17 protein-coding genes are annotated in these 15,957 nt (G+C 70.7%); 9 read left to right on the forward strand and 8 right to left on the reverse strand.

Annotation, left to right across the window (positions count from 1 at the left end):
• Positions 1–49: 49 nt before the first annotated feature.
• The 3 genes from prmC to hemA are packed head-to-tail and all read right to left on the reverse strand — an operon-like array spanning position 50 to position 3,230.
• Entirely contained in the window at positions 50–871 is an 822-nt protein-coding gene (gene prmC, locus BW996_RS00395; RefSeq protein ID WP_037484097.1) for a peptide chain release factor N(5)-glutamine methyltransferase, read from the reverse strand.
• A complete protein-coding gene (gene prfA, locus BW996_RS00400) occupies positions 868–1,950 on the reverse strand; it encodes a peptide chain release factor 1 (protein WP_037484100.1) in 1,083 nt (360 codons plus the stop codon). The genes prmC and prfA overlap by 4 nt, the downstream gene beginning before the upstream one ends.
• On the reverse strand, positions 1,947–3,230 hold the full coding sequence (gene hemA / locus BW996_RS00405) for a glutamyl-tRNA reductase (protein WP_037484103.1): 1,284 nt from the start codon (positions 3,228–3,230) through the stop codon (positions 1,947–1,949). Before hemA ends, prfA begins: the two co-directional genes overlap by 4 nt.
• 86 nt (positions 3,231–3,316) lie before the next feature.
• Here hemA and BW996_RS00410 point away from each other — a divergent pair, with 86 nt between their 5' ends.
• The gene (locus BW996_RS00410; RefSeq protein ID WP_037484104.1) at positions 3,317–3,622 is read left to right on the forward strand and encodes a hypothetical protein; all 306 of its coding nucleotides are present in this window, start codon (positions 3,317–3,319) and stop codon (positions 3,620–3,622) included.
• 19 nt (positions 3,623–3,641) lie between these two features.
• On the opposite strand, the gene BW996_RS00415 is transcribed toward BW996_RS00410, so the two are convergent.
• Entirely contained in the window at positions 3,642–4,595 is a 954-nt protein-coding gene (locus BW996_RS00415; protein ID WP_051632137.1) for a LysR family transcriptional regulator, read from the reverse strand.
• A gap of 11 nt (positions 4,596–4,606) precedes the next feature.
• Entirely contained in the window at positions 4,607–5,563 is a 957-nt protein-coding gene (locus tag BW996_RS00420) for an MBL fold metallo-hydrolase (RefSeq protein ID WP_037484155.1), read from the reverse strand.
• Between the two features lie 33 nt (positions 5,564–5,596).
• Here BW996_RS00420 and BW996_RS00425 point away from each other — a divergent pair, with 33 nt between their 5' ends.
• On the forward strand, positions 5,597–6,217 hold the full coding sequence (locus BW996_RS00425; RefSeq protein ID WP_051632138.1) for a response regulator transcription factor: 621 nt from the start codon (positions 5,597–5,599) through the stop codon (positions 6,215–6,217).
• Here the strand turns inward: BW996_RS00425 and BW996_RS00430 are convergent.
• Positions 6,195–8,057 (reverse strand): sensor histidine kinase, encoded by a 1,863-nt coding sequence (locus BW996_RS00430; protein WP_051632139.1) that lies wholly within the window; start codon positions 8,055–8,057, stop codon positions 6,195–6,197. The genes BW996_RS00425 and BW996_RS00430 overlap by 23 nt on opposite strands.
• Positions 8,058–8,372: 315 nt before the next feature.
• Between BW996_RS00430 and BW996_RS00435 the strand changes: the two genes are divergently transcribed.
• Positions 8,373–8,990: a response regulator transcription factor gene (locus tag BW996_RS00435; RefSeq protein WP_076458450.1), complete on the forward strand. Its 618-nt coding sequence runs from the start codon at positions 8,373–8,375 to the stop codon at positions 8,988–8,990.
• Positions 8,991–9,165: 175 nt separating this feature from the next.
• Positions 9,166–9,555: a DUF2628 domain-containing protein gene (locus BW996_RS21545; protein WP_037484107.1), complete on the forward strand. Its 390-nt coding sequence runs from the start codon at positions 9,166–9,168 to the stop codon at positions 9,553–9,555.
• Here the strand turns inward: BW996_RS21545 and miaB are convergent, their stop codons facing one another.
• Positions 9,556–10,926 carry a tRNA (N6-isopentenyl adenosine(37)-C2)-methylthiotransferase MiaB gene (miaB, locus tag BW996_RS00445; RefSeq protein ID WP_051632141.1) on the reverse strand — a complete coding sequence of 457 codons (1,371 nt, stop codon included), beginning with the start codon at positions 10,924–10,926 and terminating at the stop codon, positions 9,556–9,558.
• A 93-nt stretch (positions 10,927–11,019) separates the two neighbouring features.
• Entirely contained in the window at positions 11,020–11,490 is a 471-nt protein-coding gene (locus BW996_RS00450; RefSeq protein WP_241462027.1) for a hypothetical protein, read from the reverse strand.
• 410 nt (positions 11,491–11,900) lie between these two features.
• Here BW996_RS00450 and BW996_RS00455 point away from each other — a divergent pair, with 410 nt between their 5' ends.
• The 5 genes from BW996_RS00455 (at position 11,901) to BW996_RS00475 (ending at position 15,940) form a co-directional block, all read left to right on the forward strand.
• Positions 11,901–12,299, forward strand: a complete 399-nt coding sequence (locus tag BW996_RS00455; protein ID WP_051632142.1) for a bactofilin family protein — start codon at positions 11,901–11,903, stop codon at positions 12,297–12,299.
• Entirely contained in the window at positions 12,296–12,973 is a 678-nt protein-coding gene (locus tag BW996_RS00460; protein ID WP_037484111.1) for a hypothetical protein, read from the forward strand. Before BW996_RS00455 ends, BW996_RS00460 begins: the two co-directional genes overlap by 4 nt.
• 91 nt (positions 12,974–13,064) lie before the next feature.
• Positions 13,065–14,693, forward strand: coding sequence for a hypothetical protein (locus BW996_RS21550; protein WP_051632143.1), 1,629 nt, complete (start codon positions 13,065–13,067; stop codon positions 14,691–14,693).
• 51 nt (positions 14,694–14,744) lie between these two features.
• Positions 14,745–15,281 (forward strand): GTP-binding protein, encoded by a 537-nt coding sequence (locus BW996_RS00470; protein WP_037484112.1) that lies wholly within the window; start codon positions 14,745–14,747, stop codon positions 15,279–15,281.
• Between the two features lie 17 nt (positions 15,282–15,298).
• A complete protein-coding gene (locus BW996_RS00475; protein ID WP_076458453.1) occupies positions 15,299–15,940 on the forward strand; it encodes a hypothetical protein in 642 nt (213 codons plus the stop codon).
• The last annotated feature ends 17 nt before the right edge of the window (positions 15,941–15,957 follow it).

Here is a 15,957-nt window from a genome sequence, read left to right on the forward strand (position 1 = left end):
GGCTGCTGCGGCCGTCGCGCCGACGAGAGACCGCGCGTGCCGATGCTGCTCAGGCCGGACGGTGCGCGCCGGTGCAGCGGCGGTGGCCGGCCAGGTCCTCGCGGTGCGACACCGCCTGCCAGCCCGCCGCGTGCAGCAGTGCGGCGACCGCATCGGCCTGGTCATGGCCGTGCTCGAGCAGCAGCCAGCCGCCGGGCGCCAGATGCGCTGGCGCGGCCGCGACGATGGCGCGGATCGCGTCCAGGCCGTCGGCGCCGGAGGTCAGCGCCAAGATCGGCTCGTGGCGCAGCGCTGGCAGGTGCACGTCGCCCTCGGCGATGTAGGGCGGGTTGCTGACGATCAGGTCGAACAGGCGTCCGGCCAGCGGCGCGAACCACGCGCCTTCCCGCCAGTCCACCGCCAGCCCGAGCCGCTCGCCGTTGCCGCGCGCCACCGCCAGCGCCGCCGGGCTGAGATCGACCGCGCTGACCTGCGCGTCCGGCCGACGCGACTTGAGCGCCAGCGCGATCGCGCCGCTGCCGGTGCCCAGATCCGCCAGCGCGCGGCCCGGCGGCAGCGTGGCCAGCACGTCGAGCGCCCAGTCGACCAGCGTCTCGGTGTCGGGCCGCGGGTCGAGCACGTCGGGCGTGACCGAGAGCATCAGGCCGTGGAACTCGTGCTGGCCGGTCAGGTAGGCCACCGGCACCGCGTCCTGCCGCCGCGCCAGCCAGTCCTGCCAGCGCGCCTGCTGCGCGGCGTCGAGCGGCGCATCGTCATGCGTCAGCAGCCAGGTGCGCGAGCACGCCAGCAGCGCGCCGAGCAGCGCCATCGCGTCCGAGCGGTCCAGCCCCTGCGCCCGCGCCTGGCGCAGCGCCTCGGCGACGGTCGTCATGCCTGCGCCTCCATCTCGGCGAGCAGCTCGGCGGCGCGGGCGGCCTTCAGCGCGGCGACGACCTCGTCCAGATCGCCTTCCATGATGCTGCCCAGCTTGTAGAGCGTCAGGTTGATGCGGTGGTCGGTCAGGCGGCCCTGCGGAAAGTTGTAGGTGCGGATGCGGTCGGAGCGGTCGCCCGAGCCGATCAGGCCCTTGCGGGTGGCGGCCTCGCGGGCCTGGCGCTCCAGCCGTTCCTTGTCGCGCAGCCGCGCGGCGAGCACCGCCAGCGCCCGCGCCTTGTTGCGGTGCTGGCTGCGGTCGTCCTGGCATTCGGCGACCAGCCCGGTCGGCAGGTGGGTGACGCGCACCGCCGAGTCGGTCTTGTTGATGTGCTGGCCGCCGGCGCCGCTGGCGCGGAAGGTGTCGATGCGCAGCTCGGCCGGGTTGAGCATGACCTCCTCGGCCTCGTCCGGCTCGGGCAGCACCGCCACCGTGCAGGCGCTGGTGTGGATGCGGCCCTGCGTCTCGGTGGCCGGCACGCGCTGCACGCGGTGGCCGCCGGACTCGAACTTCATCGCCTCGTAGACCGCGTCGCCGGCCAGGCGCACGACGACTTCCTTGTAGCCGCCGAGGTCGGACGCGTTCGCCGACATGATCTCGGCCTGCCAGCCCTGGCGCTCGGCGTGGCGCAAGTACATGCGCAGCAGGTCGCCGGCAAAGAGCGCCGACTCGTCGCCGCCGGTGCCGGCGCGGATCTCCAGGAAGGCGTTGCGGTCGTCGTCCGGGTCGCGCGGCAGCAGGGCGGTCTGCAGCTCGGCGTCGAGCCGGGCGATGTCGGCCTCGGCGGCCGCGATCTCCTCGCGCGCCATCTCGGCCAGGTCGGCCTCGCCCAGCATCGCGCGGGCGTCCTGCAGGTCGCGCTCGCGCTGCTGCAGCTGCGTCCAGCGGCCGGCCAGCTCGGACACGCGCGCGTGGTCGCGGGTGAGGGTGCGCAGCCGGCCGATGTCGGCCATGACCTGCGGATCGGCCAGGGCGGCGTCGAGTTCGGCGAGGCGCAGGATCTGGCGGTCGAGCTGCTGGCGCAGGAAAGGCGTCATCGGGTCGGGTTCTCGCCGCGCAGGAACAGCCGCGTGACCGCATCGATCATCTGCGCGCGCTGCTGCGGGTCGGCGTTGTGGAGTTCGGCCATCGCGCCGTGCAGCATCTTCTGCGTCAGGCCGCGCGCCAGCGCCTCCAGCGCCTCCTCGGGCGAGTCGCCGCGGGCCAGCAGCTTGCGTGCGCGGGCCATCTCGTGCTGGCGCCACTGCTCGGCCTGCGCGTTGAGCGAGCGGATCAGCGGCACGGTGGCGCGCTGGTCGAGCCAGTGCACGAAGTTCTGCACGCCGGACTCGATGATGGCCTCGGCCTGGGCGACGGCCGCCTGGCGCTTCTCGCCGGCGGTCTGCACCACCGCCGACAGGTCGTCGACGGTGTAGAGATAGACGTCCTCGAGCTGCGCGATCTCGGGCTCGATGTCGCGCGGCACGGCCAGGTCGACCATGAACATCGGGCGGCGTCGGCGTGCCTTCAGCGCACGCTCGACGGCTCCGAGGCCGATCAGCGGCAGCGCGCTGGCGGTGCACGACACCACCGCGTCGAACTCGTGCAGCCGCGAGGGCAGGTCGGCCAGGCGCATCACCTCGGCGCCGAACTGCGCGGCGAGCTTCTCGCCACGCTCGAGCGTGCGGTTGGCGATGGTGATGTGGCGCGGCGCCTTGGCGGCGAAGTGGGTCGCGGCCAGCTCGATCATCTCGCCGGCGCCGACGAACAGGATGCGGATGCGGCTCAGGTCCTCGAAGAGCTGGCCGGCCAGGCGCACCGCGGCCGCGGCCATGCTGATCGAGTGCGCCCCGATCTCGGTGGCGGTGCGCACTTCCTTGGCGACCGAGAAGGAGCGCTGGAAGAGCTGGTGCAGCGTCGTGCCCAGCATGCCGGCGGCGTCGGCCTCGCGCACCGCCTGCTTCATCTGGCCGAGGATCTGCGCCTCGCCCAGCACCATCGAGTCCAGCCCGGAGGCGACGCGGAAGGCGTGGCGGGCGGCCTCCTGGCGCTCCATCACATGGGTGTGGCGCAGCAGTTCGTCGGCGCTGACGCCACCATGCGCGGCCAGCCACTCCAGCGTCGGGCGCACCAGCGTGCGGCTCTGCGGCGTCGGGGTGGCGATGTAGAGCTCGGTGCGGTTGCAGGTCGACAGCAGCGCCGCCTCCGGGGTGACGCGCGACAGGCCGGAGCGCAGGCCGTGCAGCGCCGCCGGGATCTGCTCCAGCGTGAACGCGAACCGGCCGCGCAGGTCGACCGGCGCGGTGTGATGGTTCAGGCTGAGGGCGAAGACGCTCATCCCGCGATTGTAAGATCCCTGGCCTGACTCCTCATCTTGATGAGGCTCATGTTTCCGCTTGATGAACCTCCCGGGAGCTCCCGACGATGGGCCCGATCGACGCTTTCTGGCACCTGTGCAATTTCCTGCTGCCGGCGCTGGTGACCGCGCTGCTGACCACCGCGGCCTGCCGCGTGCTGTGGCGCCGAGCGCTCGGCGGCCTGTCCTGGCCGGCGCTGCTGCGCCCGGCCCTGATCGCGGCGCTGCTGGCGCAGACGGGTGCGCTGGTGCTGGCGGGGCGCGACGGCAGCATGCTCGGCCATGCGGCGCTGGTGCTGGCGGTGGCGCTGGCGCTGTGGTGGCGCGCCTTCGGTCCGGGCGCGCCGGGGCGGTCCGACTCGCCCCCGGTCTGAAGGGGGCTGCGACCCGTGCTCAGGCGGGCGCCTGGGCGCCGCTGCACAGCGGGTGGGTCTGCCACGGATCGCGGTCGGCGTCGCCGAAGGTGCGCAGCATGAAGTTCCAGAACGCGCGAGTGCGCGCCGGCACATGCTTGCGCGAGGGCATGGTCATCCACAGCCCCAGGCTCAGTGCATGCCAGCCGGGCAGTACCCGCTCGAGCGCGCCACGGCGCAGGGCCTCCTCGACCACCAGCGAGGTCAGGCCTGCAATGCCCAGGCCGGCCAGCGCCGCCGCGTAGAGCGTGTCGGTGTGCGCGGTGGCCAGCAGCGGCCGGCGCGGCGTGGGCACCCGCACCGAGCGCTGGTCGCCGTCATGGTGGAAGCTGACATCGCGCTGCAGCATCGAGGTCGGCGGCAGCAGCATCTGGTGCTGCTCGAGCTCGAGCGGATCGGTCGGTCGGCCCGCGCGGGCCAGATAGGCCGGCGATGCGCACAGGATCACCTCGCTGCGCGCGAACTGGCGGGCGACAAAATCGCCCTCGGGCGGATCGCGCAGCGCCAGGATGGTGATGTCATGCTGCTCGTCGATGCCGGCGAGGTCGACCGTCGAGGTCAGCGACAGCGTGATGCGCGGATGCTCGGCATGGAAGGCCGGAAGATGGCGCGCGAGCTGATGGCTGGCGAAGGCCGAGGGCACCATCACCCGCAGATGGCCGTGCGGCTCCTCGCTGGCGGCCTGGACCAGCGATTCGGCCTCGTCCACGTCGGCCAGGATGGCGCGAACCCGCTCCAGATAGCGCTCGCCCACGCCGGTCAGGGCCAAGCTGCGGGTGGTGCGCTGGATGAGCCGGGCCCCCAGGTGGTCTTCCAGCTCGGCCACCAGCCGGGTGACCACCGCCGGCGCCAGGTCGAGCGCCCGTGCGGCACCGGCGAAGCTGCCCTCGTCGATGACGCGGGCGAAGACGCGCATCGCGCGCAACTGATCCATGAGTGCACTCCCTAGACATCGTGAAGCCGCTGCCGGTCGTCGAGTCGCAGAGCGCCGACAGCCAGCAGTTCGGCCAGCAGTTCCTGGAACCACTCGCCCGGCGAGCCGCCGAAGCCGGATCGGCTTCGGGTCGACTCGAAAAGCGGCGTGGTCTCGGCCCAGGAACGGGCCGCATCGAGAGCCTGTTGCTGCTCTTCCATCAAGTGATATTTCAGCAGAACCTTGCCGGCATGACGGGCATGCAGTGCCGGATTCGCGACAAAACGGGACAGTCGTGTGCCGGCACGCTGCAATGCGGCGGGTACATCGTCGAATGGCGCGCCATGCCCTGGAATGACCCGTGCCGGTGCGATGCGCCTGATCAGCGCCAGCGTCTCGGCCACCCGGTCGAAGGCGTCGATGCCGTCGAGCTCGGGAAACACCACGCCGAAGCCGTTCTGCCACAGCGCATCGGCCGAGATCAGCACGCCGTCGGTGGCGTCAAGCAGCATCAGCGCGTCCGGGTCGTGTCCGGGCGCGGCCAGCACCTCCCAGTGCCGCGTTCCGACCGCCAGCCGCTGCCCGGCGCTCAGTGCACCCGCCGCCACGAAGCGCGGGCAGCGCTGCCCGGTCGGGCGATAGCCCAGCCTGTCTTCATCCCAGTCTAGGACCGCCGCAAGCGATCCGGCCGGTACCAGGATCTGTGAACTGAATGTGGCCTGGATTGTTGCATTTCCGCCGCAGTGGTCCGAGTGCAGATGGGTGTTGACCACCCGCCGCAGCGGCTCGCCCTGCAGGGCGTGGTGCAGCAGGGCCAGAGTCTGTCCGGCGTGGTTGCAGTGACCGGTGTCGACCAGCACCGCGCCCTCGCCGGGCAGGCCGTGCAGCACGATGTTGTTGGCCGACAGCCAGCCGCGCTCGAGCACGGTCGTCGTGCCGGGCGTGGTCGATGGCGGCAAGGGGAGGGCCTCTGGGTTGATGTCGGTCATGGCGCTACATTCATCGGAGGGGAGGAAAGCACCATGAAGTCTGTGCTGCTGATCGATGACCATGTCATGTTCCGGGAGGGACTGGGCCTGCTGCTGGTCCAGCGGCTCGGCCCGATTCGCCTGCTGGAGGCGGGTTCGCTGCACCTGGGCATGAGGCTGCTGGCGGCGCAGGACCGGCCGGTCGATCTGGTGCTGCTCGACCTGGAGCTGCGCGACAGCCGCGGGCTGGCCACCTTCGAGCGTCTGCGCCAGGCCTGTCCGCAGCTGCCGGTGCTGGTGCTGTCGGGATCGGTCGATGACATTCCGGCGGCCGAGCTGATCGAGCGCGGCGCCGCCGGCTTCGTGCCGAAGTCGCTCGGCGTCGACGCGCTGGTCGAGCCGGTGCGCCGGCTGCTGCAGTCGGCCGCACGGTGCGAGCCCGAACCGCTGTCGCCACGCCAGCGGGCGGTGCTCGGCCTGCTGGTCGAGGGCAAGTCGAACAAGCTGATCAGCCGCGAGCTCGACCTGTCCGAGGCGACGGTCAAGACGCATCTGCAGGCGATCTTCCGCAAGCTCGATGTCTGCAATCGCACGCAGGCGGTGCTGGCCGCGGTGCGGCTCGGACTGGTCGACGAGCATGAGGCCGAGCGATTCAGGACGATGACGTCCGACTGAGTGCGGCGGTGGGCAGCACCAGGCTGAAGCTGCTGCCCCGGCCCGGTGTCGAGCGCAGGCTCAGCGGGGCCTGCATCAGCCGCGCGCAGCGGCGCACGATGCCCAGGCCCAGGCCGCCGCCCGGGGCATCGTCGTCGAGCCGGGCCGGATCGAGGCCGGGGCCGGTGTCGATCACCACCAGCCGCACCTGCGTGCGGCCATGCGGACGCACGCCCACCAGCACACCGCCCTGCAGGGTGTTCTGCACCGCATTGCCGACCAGGTTGCGCAGGATCTGCTCGAGCAGCAGCGCATCGGCGATGACCACCGCCGCGGTCGGTCGCACGATCAGCCGCAGGCCGCGCGCCATGGCCAGCGCGTCGCAGTCGGCCGCCACGGTGCGCAGCAGCGGCTGCAGCGGCACGGCGGCCGGGCGCGGCGCCTGCCCGCGGCCCTCGAGGCGCGACAGGTCGAGCAGGCCGTCGAGCAGGCTGGCCATCGTCTGGCTGGTGCGATCGATCTGGCTGGCCAGCTCGGTGATGCGCTGGCCGGTCCGGGCCGGCGCGACCGGCGGCTCCCGCAGGGTCTGGTGCAGCAGTTCGGCCAGCATGCGCAGGGCGCTCATCGGCTGGCGCAGGTCATGGCTGGCCGAGGCGATGAAGCGGCTGCGCGCCTGCACCGCCTCGTTCAGCTCGGCGGTGCGCAGCGCGACCTGGCGCTCCAGCTCGAGGCGGTCGCGATCGCCGCGCATCAGGCCCGCGGCCAGCCGAGACAGCAGCTGCGCCGCGAAGACGGCCACGATCAGCGGGACGGCAAACGGCGCCCAGTAGTCATCGCTCACCGTGGTGCGACCGGTCTGATAGAGATAGTCATGCACGCCGGCGACCAGCACCGCGAGCATGCCGGCGGGCATCAGCGCCCGCTGCGCCGGATGGTCGCCGGGCGCATGCCGCACCATCAGCGCCAGGGACCACAGCACCATGACGATCAGCACCGGATAGGCCAGCAGGCGCACCGCGTCGCTCTGGCCGCCCAGGATGCCGATCGTGCCGACCAGCGCCAGCGCGCTGCCGCCCACATGCAGCAGCCAGCGAAAACGTGGCGCCTCCTGCTGCACATGGGCACGCACGAAATGCCCCAGCAGCACCACGGTCAGCAGCTGCAGCAGATAGAAGAGCAGGCTGCTGAGCGCGCCGGGCACCGGGCTGGCTGTGCTGAAATAGGCTTGGTTGCGCAGCGTGGCCAGCAGGGCCAGCAGACCGAAGCAGCCCAGGGCGCGCTCGTGGCGGCGCACCGCCCACAGCAGCAGCATGAACAGCGCGATGCCGCTGGCCGCCGCATTGACCAGCTGCACCGCCAGGCGCTGCTGCTGCCAGGCCCACACCGGTCCGCGCAGCAGCAGGTCCTCGGGCCCGATGTGCAGCAGGCCCAGACCGGCGCGCGGAAAGTCGCCCTGCACCTCGATCTCGAGCAGGTCGACGCCGCCTTGCAGCCGCGCAGGCGGCGGCAGCCGCACCAGGGTGGTGCCGATGCTCAGCAGATGCCGCGTCTGTCCAGCCCGGTCGCTCAGCAGATGACCGTTGAGCCGGATGCGGTGACGTGAGGGAATGTGCTCGATCCAGAGCGCCACATCGGCGCCTGCCGGTGCCGTGGACGGCGGCAGCGCGATCCTGTACAGCCCGGTGCCGCGAGTCGGCTCCTGGCGCCGCTTCCAGCTGTCAGGCAGGGTGACCGGGCGCCAGCGCACCTCGCCTTCCTTGCGGAACTCGGCCTGAAGCTGCTGCTGCAGCAGCAGCGGAAAAGGTTCCGGCGATGGGTTGGATCGCGCAGGACCGACGAGCAGCATCAGCAGTACCAGCACCGGCAGCAGCAGGGGCGCAAGCGGCCTGTGTCCGGGCGCGGACCGGAGAAGCCTCCACAGACCGGACAGGGCACGGGCGGACGGCAGACGCAGGCTGAGCATGGCGCAACAGGCCGGGGAGGGAGGTGGTGACGCCATCTTGCATGCTCACGCGCCGCTGCGGCTCGGGGATCAGCCATAGGGTTGAGGCCTGAGCTTGACGGCCCGCAAGCCGGCCTGATCCGGCGCGTCTGCACAATCAAGCCGTGATGAGCAGTTCCGGCCAGCCGGAATCCGCCGGCGGGCCGCAGGGCTGCGCCCAGGGGGAGCCTCACCATGAGAACCGTGCTGCTGGTCGATGACCATGTGCTGTTTCGCGAGAGCCTGGCGCTGATGCTGCGTCAGCGCCTGCCCGACCTGCGGGTGCTGGAAGCCGGTTCGCTCCACCTGGCCCTGCGCCAGTGCGAGCGCCATCCCGACATCGACCTGATCGTGCTCGACCTGATGCTGCGCGACAGCCGTGGCGTGCTGACGCTCGAGCGGCTGCGCCGGGTGTGCCCGGGCACCGCGGTCGTGGTGGTGTCAGGTGCGACCGAGGCCGGTCTGGCGCTGGAGCTGCGTCGGCTGGGGGCCCGAGCCTTCCTGCCGAAGGAGGTCGGCTCGGAGGATCTGCTCGCACTGCTGCGGCGCTTGCTGCTGCTGCCCGAGGCGGTCGCCGCCGATCATCGCGAGCCGCTGTCGGCGCGGCAGCGCGAGGTGCTCGAGCGCATGATCGAGGGCAAGTCGAACAAGGCCATCTGCCGCGAGCTTGACCTGTCGGAGGCCACCGTCAAGACCCATGTGCAGGCGATCTTCCGCAAGCTCGAGGTCAACACCCGCACCCAGGCGGTCATGGCGGCGATCCACCTCGGGCTGCATGACCCGGGCAGCAGCCTGTTGCTGCAGGCCGACTGAACCGTTCCGTGCTGGGGTTGGGCTTGACCCCCTGAATGAGGGGGGTCAGGGATTTTCATGGTGTTGCCCCGTGAACAAGTGCTCGCTTGGCGTCCGAACCCCTCCATTTGAACGAGGGGGCGCCTGCCATGGGCTGCATAGGATGGCGGCCACAAACCATGTTCAGGAGCTGGAAATGAGGCAGTTCAAGGTGTTCAAGCATCCCGATGGTGCGCTGGAGAGCATTCGCCCCGGCTGGTCGTGGGCTGCCTTCGGCCTGGGCTGCTTCTGGGCGCTGGCGCTGAAGATGTGGGGCGTCGGTCTGGCCGGCCTGGCCAGTCTGGTGCTGGCAGGCCTGCTGGTGCCGCTGGAGCTGGTCGGCGTGCTGATCTTCTCGGGCGTGCTGCTGCTGATCCATCTGGCCTTCGGCCTGCTGGGCAACCGCTGGCACATGCAGCATCTGCTCGACAGCGGCTACCGCCATGCCGACACCGTCACCGCGGCCGACGCCGAGCGCGCCATGGCGCTGGCCGCCCGCTACCGCGGCTGGCAGGAGGCCGAGGACGACGCGCTCAGCCCGCGCTGATCAGGCCACCACCACCTCGCCGCGCAGCGAGTGCGGCAGCGCCGAGGTGATGGTCACGTCGATCATCTGCCCCACCAGCCGTGTCGCGTTGGGGCCGCCGGGGAAGTTGACGATGCGGTTGCACTCGGTGCGGCCCATCAGCTCGCTCGGGTCCTTGCGGCTCGGGCCCTCGACCAGGATGCGCTGGCGCGTGCCGACACGGCTGGCGCTGATGCGGCGCACGTTCTCCTCGATGGCCGCCTGCAGTTCCTGCAGGCGCGCGAGCTTGACCTCCTGCGGCGTGTCGTCCGGCAGCGCGGCCGCCGGCGTGCCGGGGCGGGCGCTGTAGATGAAGCTGAAGGAGGCGTCGAAGCCGATGTCCTCGATCAGCTTCATGGTGCGGGCGTGGTCCTCGGCCGTCTCGCCGGGGAAGCCGACGATGAAGTCGGTGGACAGGCTGATGTCCGGGCGCACCGCGCGCAGCTTGCGGATCGTGCTCTTGTATTCGAGCGTGGTGTAGCCGCGCTTCATCGCCGAGAGGATGCGGTCGGCGCCGTGCTGCACCGGCAGGTGCAGGTGGTTCACCAGCTGCGGCACGCGGGCGTAGACGTCGATCAGGCGCTGCGTGAACTCGTTGGGGTGGCTGGTGGTGTAGCGGATGCGCTCGACGCCGGGGATCTCGGCGACGTACTCGATCAGCATCGCGAAGTCGGCGATCTCGTCGGTGCCGCCCATGCGGCCGCGGTAGGCGTTGACGTTCTGGCCCAGCAGCGTGATCTCCTTGACGCCCTGGTCGGCCAGGCCCGCCACCTCGGTCAGCACCTCCTCGAAGGGGCGGCTGAACTCCTCGCCGCGGGTGTAGGGCACGACGCAGTAGGAGCAGTACTTCGAACAGCCCTCCATGATCGAGACGAAGGCCGACGAGCCCTCGACCCGCGCCGGCGGCAGGTGGTCGAACTTCTCGATCTCGGGAAAGCTGATGTCGACCTGCGGACGGCCGGCGCGCTGGCGGGCTTCGAGCATCTGCGGCAGGCGGTGCAGCGTCTGCGGGCCGAAGACCACGTCGACATAGGGCGCACGCTCGATGATCGCCGCGCCTTCCTGGCTGGCCACGCAGCCGCCCACGCCGATCAGCACGCCCTTCTTCTTCAGGTGCTTGACGCGCCCGAGGTCGCTGAAGACCTTCTCCTGCGCCTTCTCGCGCACCGAGCAGGTGTTGAACAGGATCAGGTCGGCCTCTTCCGGGTCATCGGTGGGCGTGTAGCCCTCGGCGGCCTTCATGACATCGGACATCTTGTCCGAGTCGTACTCGTTCATCTGGCAGCCGAAGGTGCGGATGTAGACCTTCTTCTGCGCCGGCGCATCGGTGGGAACGGAGGGTTCGTTGTTCATGATTGCAAGCAAATCGAAACAAAGGCAACCGGCGCGGCGCCAGGCGCGGCCGGTCTGGGGCGGTGGAAAAGGTTGTCGGACGAGCGGCCGGGTTCAGGCGCTGCGCCGGCTCCAGACCTGGGCGACCGGGTCGAGCTGGTAGCGCGCGGCTTCCTCGCGCGAGCGCGGCCAGAAGTTCGCGATCTCGTCGGCGCGCAGGATCCAGACATCGCGCAGCAGCACCGAGCCGTCGAACAGGGCTTCGACGGTGTAGTTCACCGTCAGCCGGCGGCCGGCGAGCGCGGCGCTCATCGCCAGCAGGTTGTTCTCGTCGCGGATGCGCGCGCCCGGGGCCAGGCGCGTGGCCTCGCCGTTCAGGCGCACCTCCGGGGCATCGAGCACCAGCAGCGTGCCGCGCAGCGCATCGGCGGGAAAGGCGCGGCGCACCTGGTGCTGCGCGCGCGCGTCAGGCGAGGCCTGCGCCAGCAGCGTCAGCAGCGGCAGGCTCAGCAGCAGGCGGCGACGGTGGCCGGGGGGGCGATGGCCTTCGGGCATCGCGGTGGAGCGGCGATCACAGCGGGGCATGGTGTGGATCCAGGGGCTGCGCAAGGGAGGCCGGATCTTAACCGGCCTCCGACCTGCTGCCGACGGGTTGCCGATGGGCTGTGGCTCTGGATCCGGGGTCATTTTGGTACCAAAAACTGACGTTCTTGAGCAAAATCGGCACCGGCTTCCTTCGATGAGATCGGCCTAGGTCATTGTCTGAGCCTGGCGTGTTCAAATCGGGGATATGCGGGGTGTTTGGATGCATTTATCACAGGTTCATGCCGTGCTGCGGATGCATGGCTTTGCCGTTGCGGGGCTCCCCTCGGGCAGGGGGCCGGCCTGCCGCACCGGCGGCCGGCTGACTCGACCCTGTTGCAGCCATGGCGGATGATGTGCCGATGCACCACCGTCCCGACCTCTCTTCCCATCGACCGCGAGGGCCGCACGCCATGCCTTTCCTCCGCACGACCCGGCAGATGACGGATGACCCGAAGCTCGAGCGCATCGACTGCCTGCTCGGCGCCGGAACGCAGGTCCGTGGCGACCTGATCTTTTCCGGCGGGCTGCGCATCGACGGGCAGGTCGACGGCGATGTCACGGTGTCGTGCACCGACGCGGGCACGCTGACGATCGGCGACCAGGGGCGGGTGGCCGGCGAGGTGCGGGTGTCGCATCTGGTGGTCTACGGCTGCATCGAGGGGCCGGTGCATGCCAGCGGTCTCGTCGAGCTGCGCGCCGGTGCGCGCATTCGCGGCGATGTCCATTACGGGGCGATCGAGATGCACCAGGGTGCAGTGATCGAAGGGCACATGATCCGGTGTGTTGGCCGGGCGAACGGGTGGCAATGAGCGCAGTCGAGCAGATCTTCCAGGGGTCGATCCAGGGGTCGATCGATCCGGTGTTCGCCTATGTGCGGGCCGGTCGGCTCGACTGTCCGCCCGGGGTCGATCCCCTGGCCGCATGGCGGCATCTCTCCGGTCAGGTGGCGCGCGATGCGCTGGATGTCGAGGCGCATGTGCGCCGGGTGCTGCTGGCCTGCCAGCCGCCGCTGACCGAGCGGGTCTTCGGCGCGCTGGTCGATCTTTTCCTGGCCCTGGGCGACCGGGGGCGCGGCCTGCGCCGCCAGCTGCTCGACCAGGCCGAGCCCTGGCTCGATCCGCAGGATGCGCATCTGCTGCGGGTGCATCTGGACAGCGGTCTGCCGCGCGGTACCCGTCTGCCCGCTCAGGACTGGTCGCTGTTCGACAGCGCGGTGCTCGGTGCCTCGGCGATGGTGGAACTGCAGCGTCGCGAGGTGGCGCGGGAGACGCCTTTCCAGCAGGCGATGTCGTTACTCGAATACGGTGACCTGGAAGGTGCCCGTGGCATGCTTGAGGAAGCACTTCTCGATGCGCCGCAGGACGACGAGGTCCTGCGCGAGCTGCTGGCGATCTATCGCCACAGCCGCGACGACGCCGCGAAGGCCGCGATGGCCGAGCGGCTGGTCGCGCGCCACGGTGCAGTGCCTGCGGGCTGGGTCTGAGACGCCGTTGGCGCGACGACTCCAGATCCACGATCGATTCCCTACGACCTTGAGCCTGTAGTCAGTGGAAGCCTCCAAGCTGCAAACCCGATTGAAGGTTGCCCTTCTGTCCCTGCCGCCGCGCACGCAGGCGGTGCTGGATTTCTTCTTCTCGAGCTCCGGACGCAGCAGTTTTGCGCCGAGTGGCGAGGAGGTGGCCGATGTGGCCATCTTCGACTTCGACACGCTCGAGTCGCGCCTGCACTGGGAGGCCTTCCGGGCTCGCAGTGGTCGGCCCGGCATCGCGCTGTCGACCCAGCCCCAGCAGGTCGAGGGCGCCGTCTGGGTGCACAAGCCAGTGACGCCCGCTTCGCTGCTGGCGGCGGCGGCCGACCTGCGCGCCGGTCGCCTGGGTGCGCCGGTGGTGATCCCTGAGGCGGCCGAGGCGCCGGATGCCGCCCCAGCGGCGGCTCAGCCGGTCGCCGACACCGGGCCGGCGTCGCAGTGGCAGGACGTCACGCCAGCCCCTGAGCCCGCGCCGGAGCCCGTGCCCGTGGCAGCGCCCGCACCTGAAAGCCCGCCTGCGCCTGAACCGATGCCCGTCGCTGCTGCGCCGGTGGTGGCACCGGCGCCGGCGCGTCCGGGCGGCTTCGGGGGGCTGCTGCGCCGGCTGTTCGGCCGTGACACCCCACCGGCCCCGGCGCCGGCACCTGTCAGGCCGAGCACGCCTGCGCCGGCCCCGGTGCGGCCAGCGACATCCGCCTCGGCGCCCGCACCCGTGCCGGTGGCGGCGCCTGCGCCGGCTCCGGTGGTGACCGCGCCGGCGGCCGAGCCGGTGCTGGAGGCGGCCGTGGCCGCGTCTGCAGTGCGTCCGGCCGCTGCGCCGCAGGCTGTCCGTGCGCCCGCTGCCACCCCCGTTCGTGACGATCGTCCGAAAGACCCACCCAAGGAGGCGCCCCGCGCCGCAGCGCCTGCCGAGGTGGCGCCCGCGCTGGCCTCGTCGGCCTTCGATGCCCAGGGGCTGCGCCGCTGTCGCCCGGAGGAGCTGGTCGACGAGGCGCGCTACTGCGGCACCCGCTCCGATCTGGACGCCGCGGCGCTGGCGGCCGACACCACGCTGCGCTTCGACCCGGCCCAGCATCTGGTCGGGGTGCTGAAGGACGCTTTCCAGGTCAGCGGCAAGTGGCAGGTGCCCGCGCATCTGGAGAGCGCGGCCGGTCGCATCACCGTCGACGGCACCACCAACCTGATCTACTGCGAGTTCTCGGCCGAACGCTTCGCCGAGCTGGTGAGCGCGCCGGTGGACAAGCGTCCGAAGACCCGCGCCTTCAGCCGTCAGGAGTTCGCCGATCTGCAGGACACGCTGACCCGGACCGCGCTGGTGCGCCGGCTCGACCAGGTGCTCTGGCAGGCGGCGCTGGAGACCTCGGCGGGCCGGCTGCCGGCCGGTGTCGATCCGGCTGCAACCGTCTACCTGAAGAGCTGGCCGAACCTGACCCGGCTGCACCGCACCCCGCACGCGCTGCGCATCGCCGCGCTGTGGGCCACGCGCGGCGCCTCGTTGCTGGAGACAGCCCAGTCCCTGAAGATCGCCCAGCGCCATGTGTTCGCGTTCTACAACGCGGCGCTCGCGCTGGACCTGATCACCGACGATGGCGGCCAGATCCGCAGGTCGCAGCGCGGCAAGGCCAAGGACAACCGTGGTCTGCTGACCCGCCTGTTCGGCTGGCTGCACAAGTAATCGAAGACGTCCTTCCTCACGACGCCCCCAGGACGCCCCGGACACATTCTCATGGCCCATACCGACCACAAGATCATCTTCACCGGCCCCGTCGGTGCCGGCAAGACCACGGCGATCGCCTCGATCAGCGACATCGAGCCGATCCGCACCGACGAGCATGCCTCGGACATGACGCAGAAGCGCAAGTCCAACACGACGGTGGCGATGGACTACGGCATGATTCGCCTCGGCCCGAAGGAGAAGGTCCACCTGTACGGCACGCCCGGCCAGGAGCGCTTCGACTTCATGTGGGACATCCTCACCAAGGGCGGGATCGGGCTGGTGCTGCTGCTCGACAACACCCGGCCGACGCCCTTCGAGGACATGCGCTTCTACATCAAGTCCTTCAAGGAATTCATCGACAGCACGCGCCTGGTCATCGGCGTGACGCAGATGGACGCACGCGCCACCCCGACGATCGACGACTACGCCCGCCAGCTCGCCGAGCTGGAGGTGAGCGCGCCGATCTTCGAGGTCGATGCGCGTCAGCGCGGCGATGTCTCGGTGCTGATCGAGGCGCTGCTGCTGCAGATCGATCCGACCCTCTGACTGCCAACGCCCGCGCCATGGATCACTACACGCTCACCGGCGAGTTCTACCTGCACCCGACCCCGGCGGGCGCCTATTACGCCGCGAGCCGGCCGACCCGCGAGCCGGCGCGCACCTTCCTGCAGCGCCTGCTCAGCGAGCCGGAGACGCCGCGCCTGAGCGCCGATCTGGTGCAGGACTGGATGGGCATGAACCAGCAGGATGCGCTCGAGTTCGTCTACCGGCTGCAGTCCTCCGGCTTCGTGCAGGGCCTGCCGATGCAGGTCGAGGTGCCGCCCGACTCGATCGAGGCGATGCTGCCGCCGCTGCTGACCCAGCTCTCCGACGAGGGCAAGGCCATCCTGGCCGACAAGCGCGGCCTGTACCTGGGCACCGCCGGCTTCGCGCACGAGACCTCGGAGGAGCTCGCCGCGCTGGGCGGCGACATCGCCAGCGTGCACGAGCGCCACTCGCGGCTGCTGCACGGCAACATGCGCCTGCGCAGCGACGGCTGGGGCATGGTCAATGCCGCCGGCTGCAGCGAGGTCGGCTTCTGGCCGCTGTACTTCGGCGACGACTACTTCATCCTGATCGTCAGCGGCATGCCGCGCTTCAACCAGGAGGCGTTCACCACGCTGGTGTGGGCGCTGGGCGTGCGCTATGGCCGCACGTCGATCTGAACGCGATGATCGCCTGA

Source organism: Sphaerotilus natans (genome assembly GCF_900156335.1).
In the GTDB taxonomy this organism is placed as follows: Bacteria; Pseudomonadota; Gammaproteobacteria; order Burkholderiales; family Burkholderiaceae_C; genus Sphaerotilus; species Sphaerotilus natans.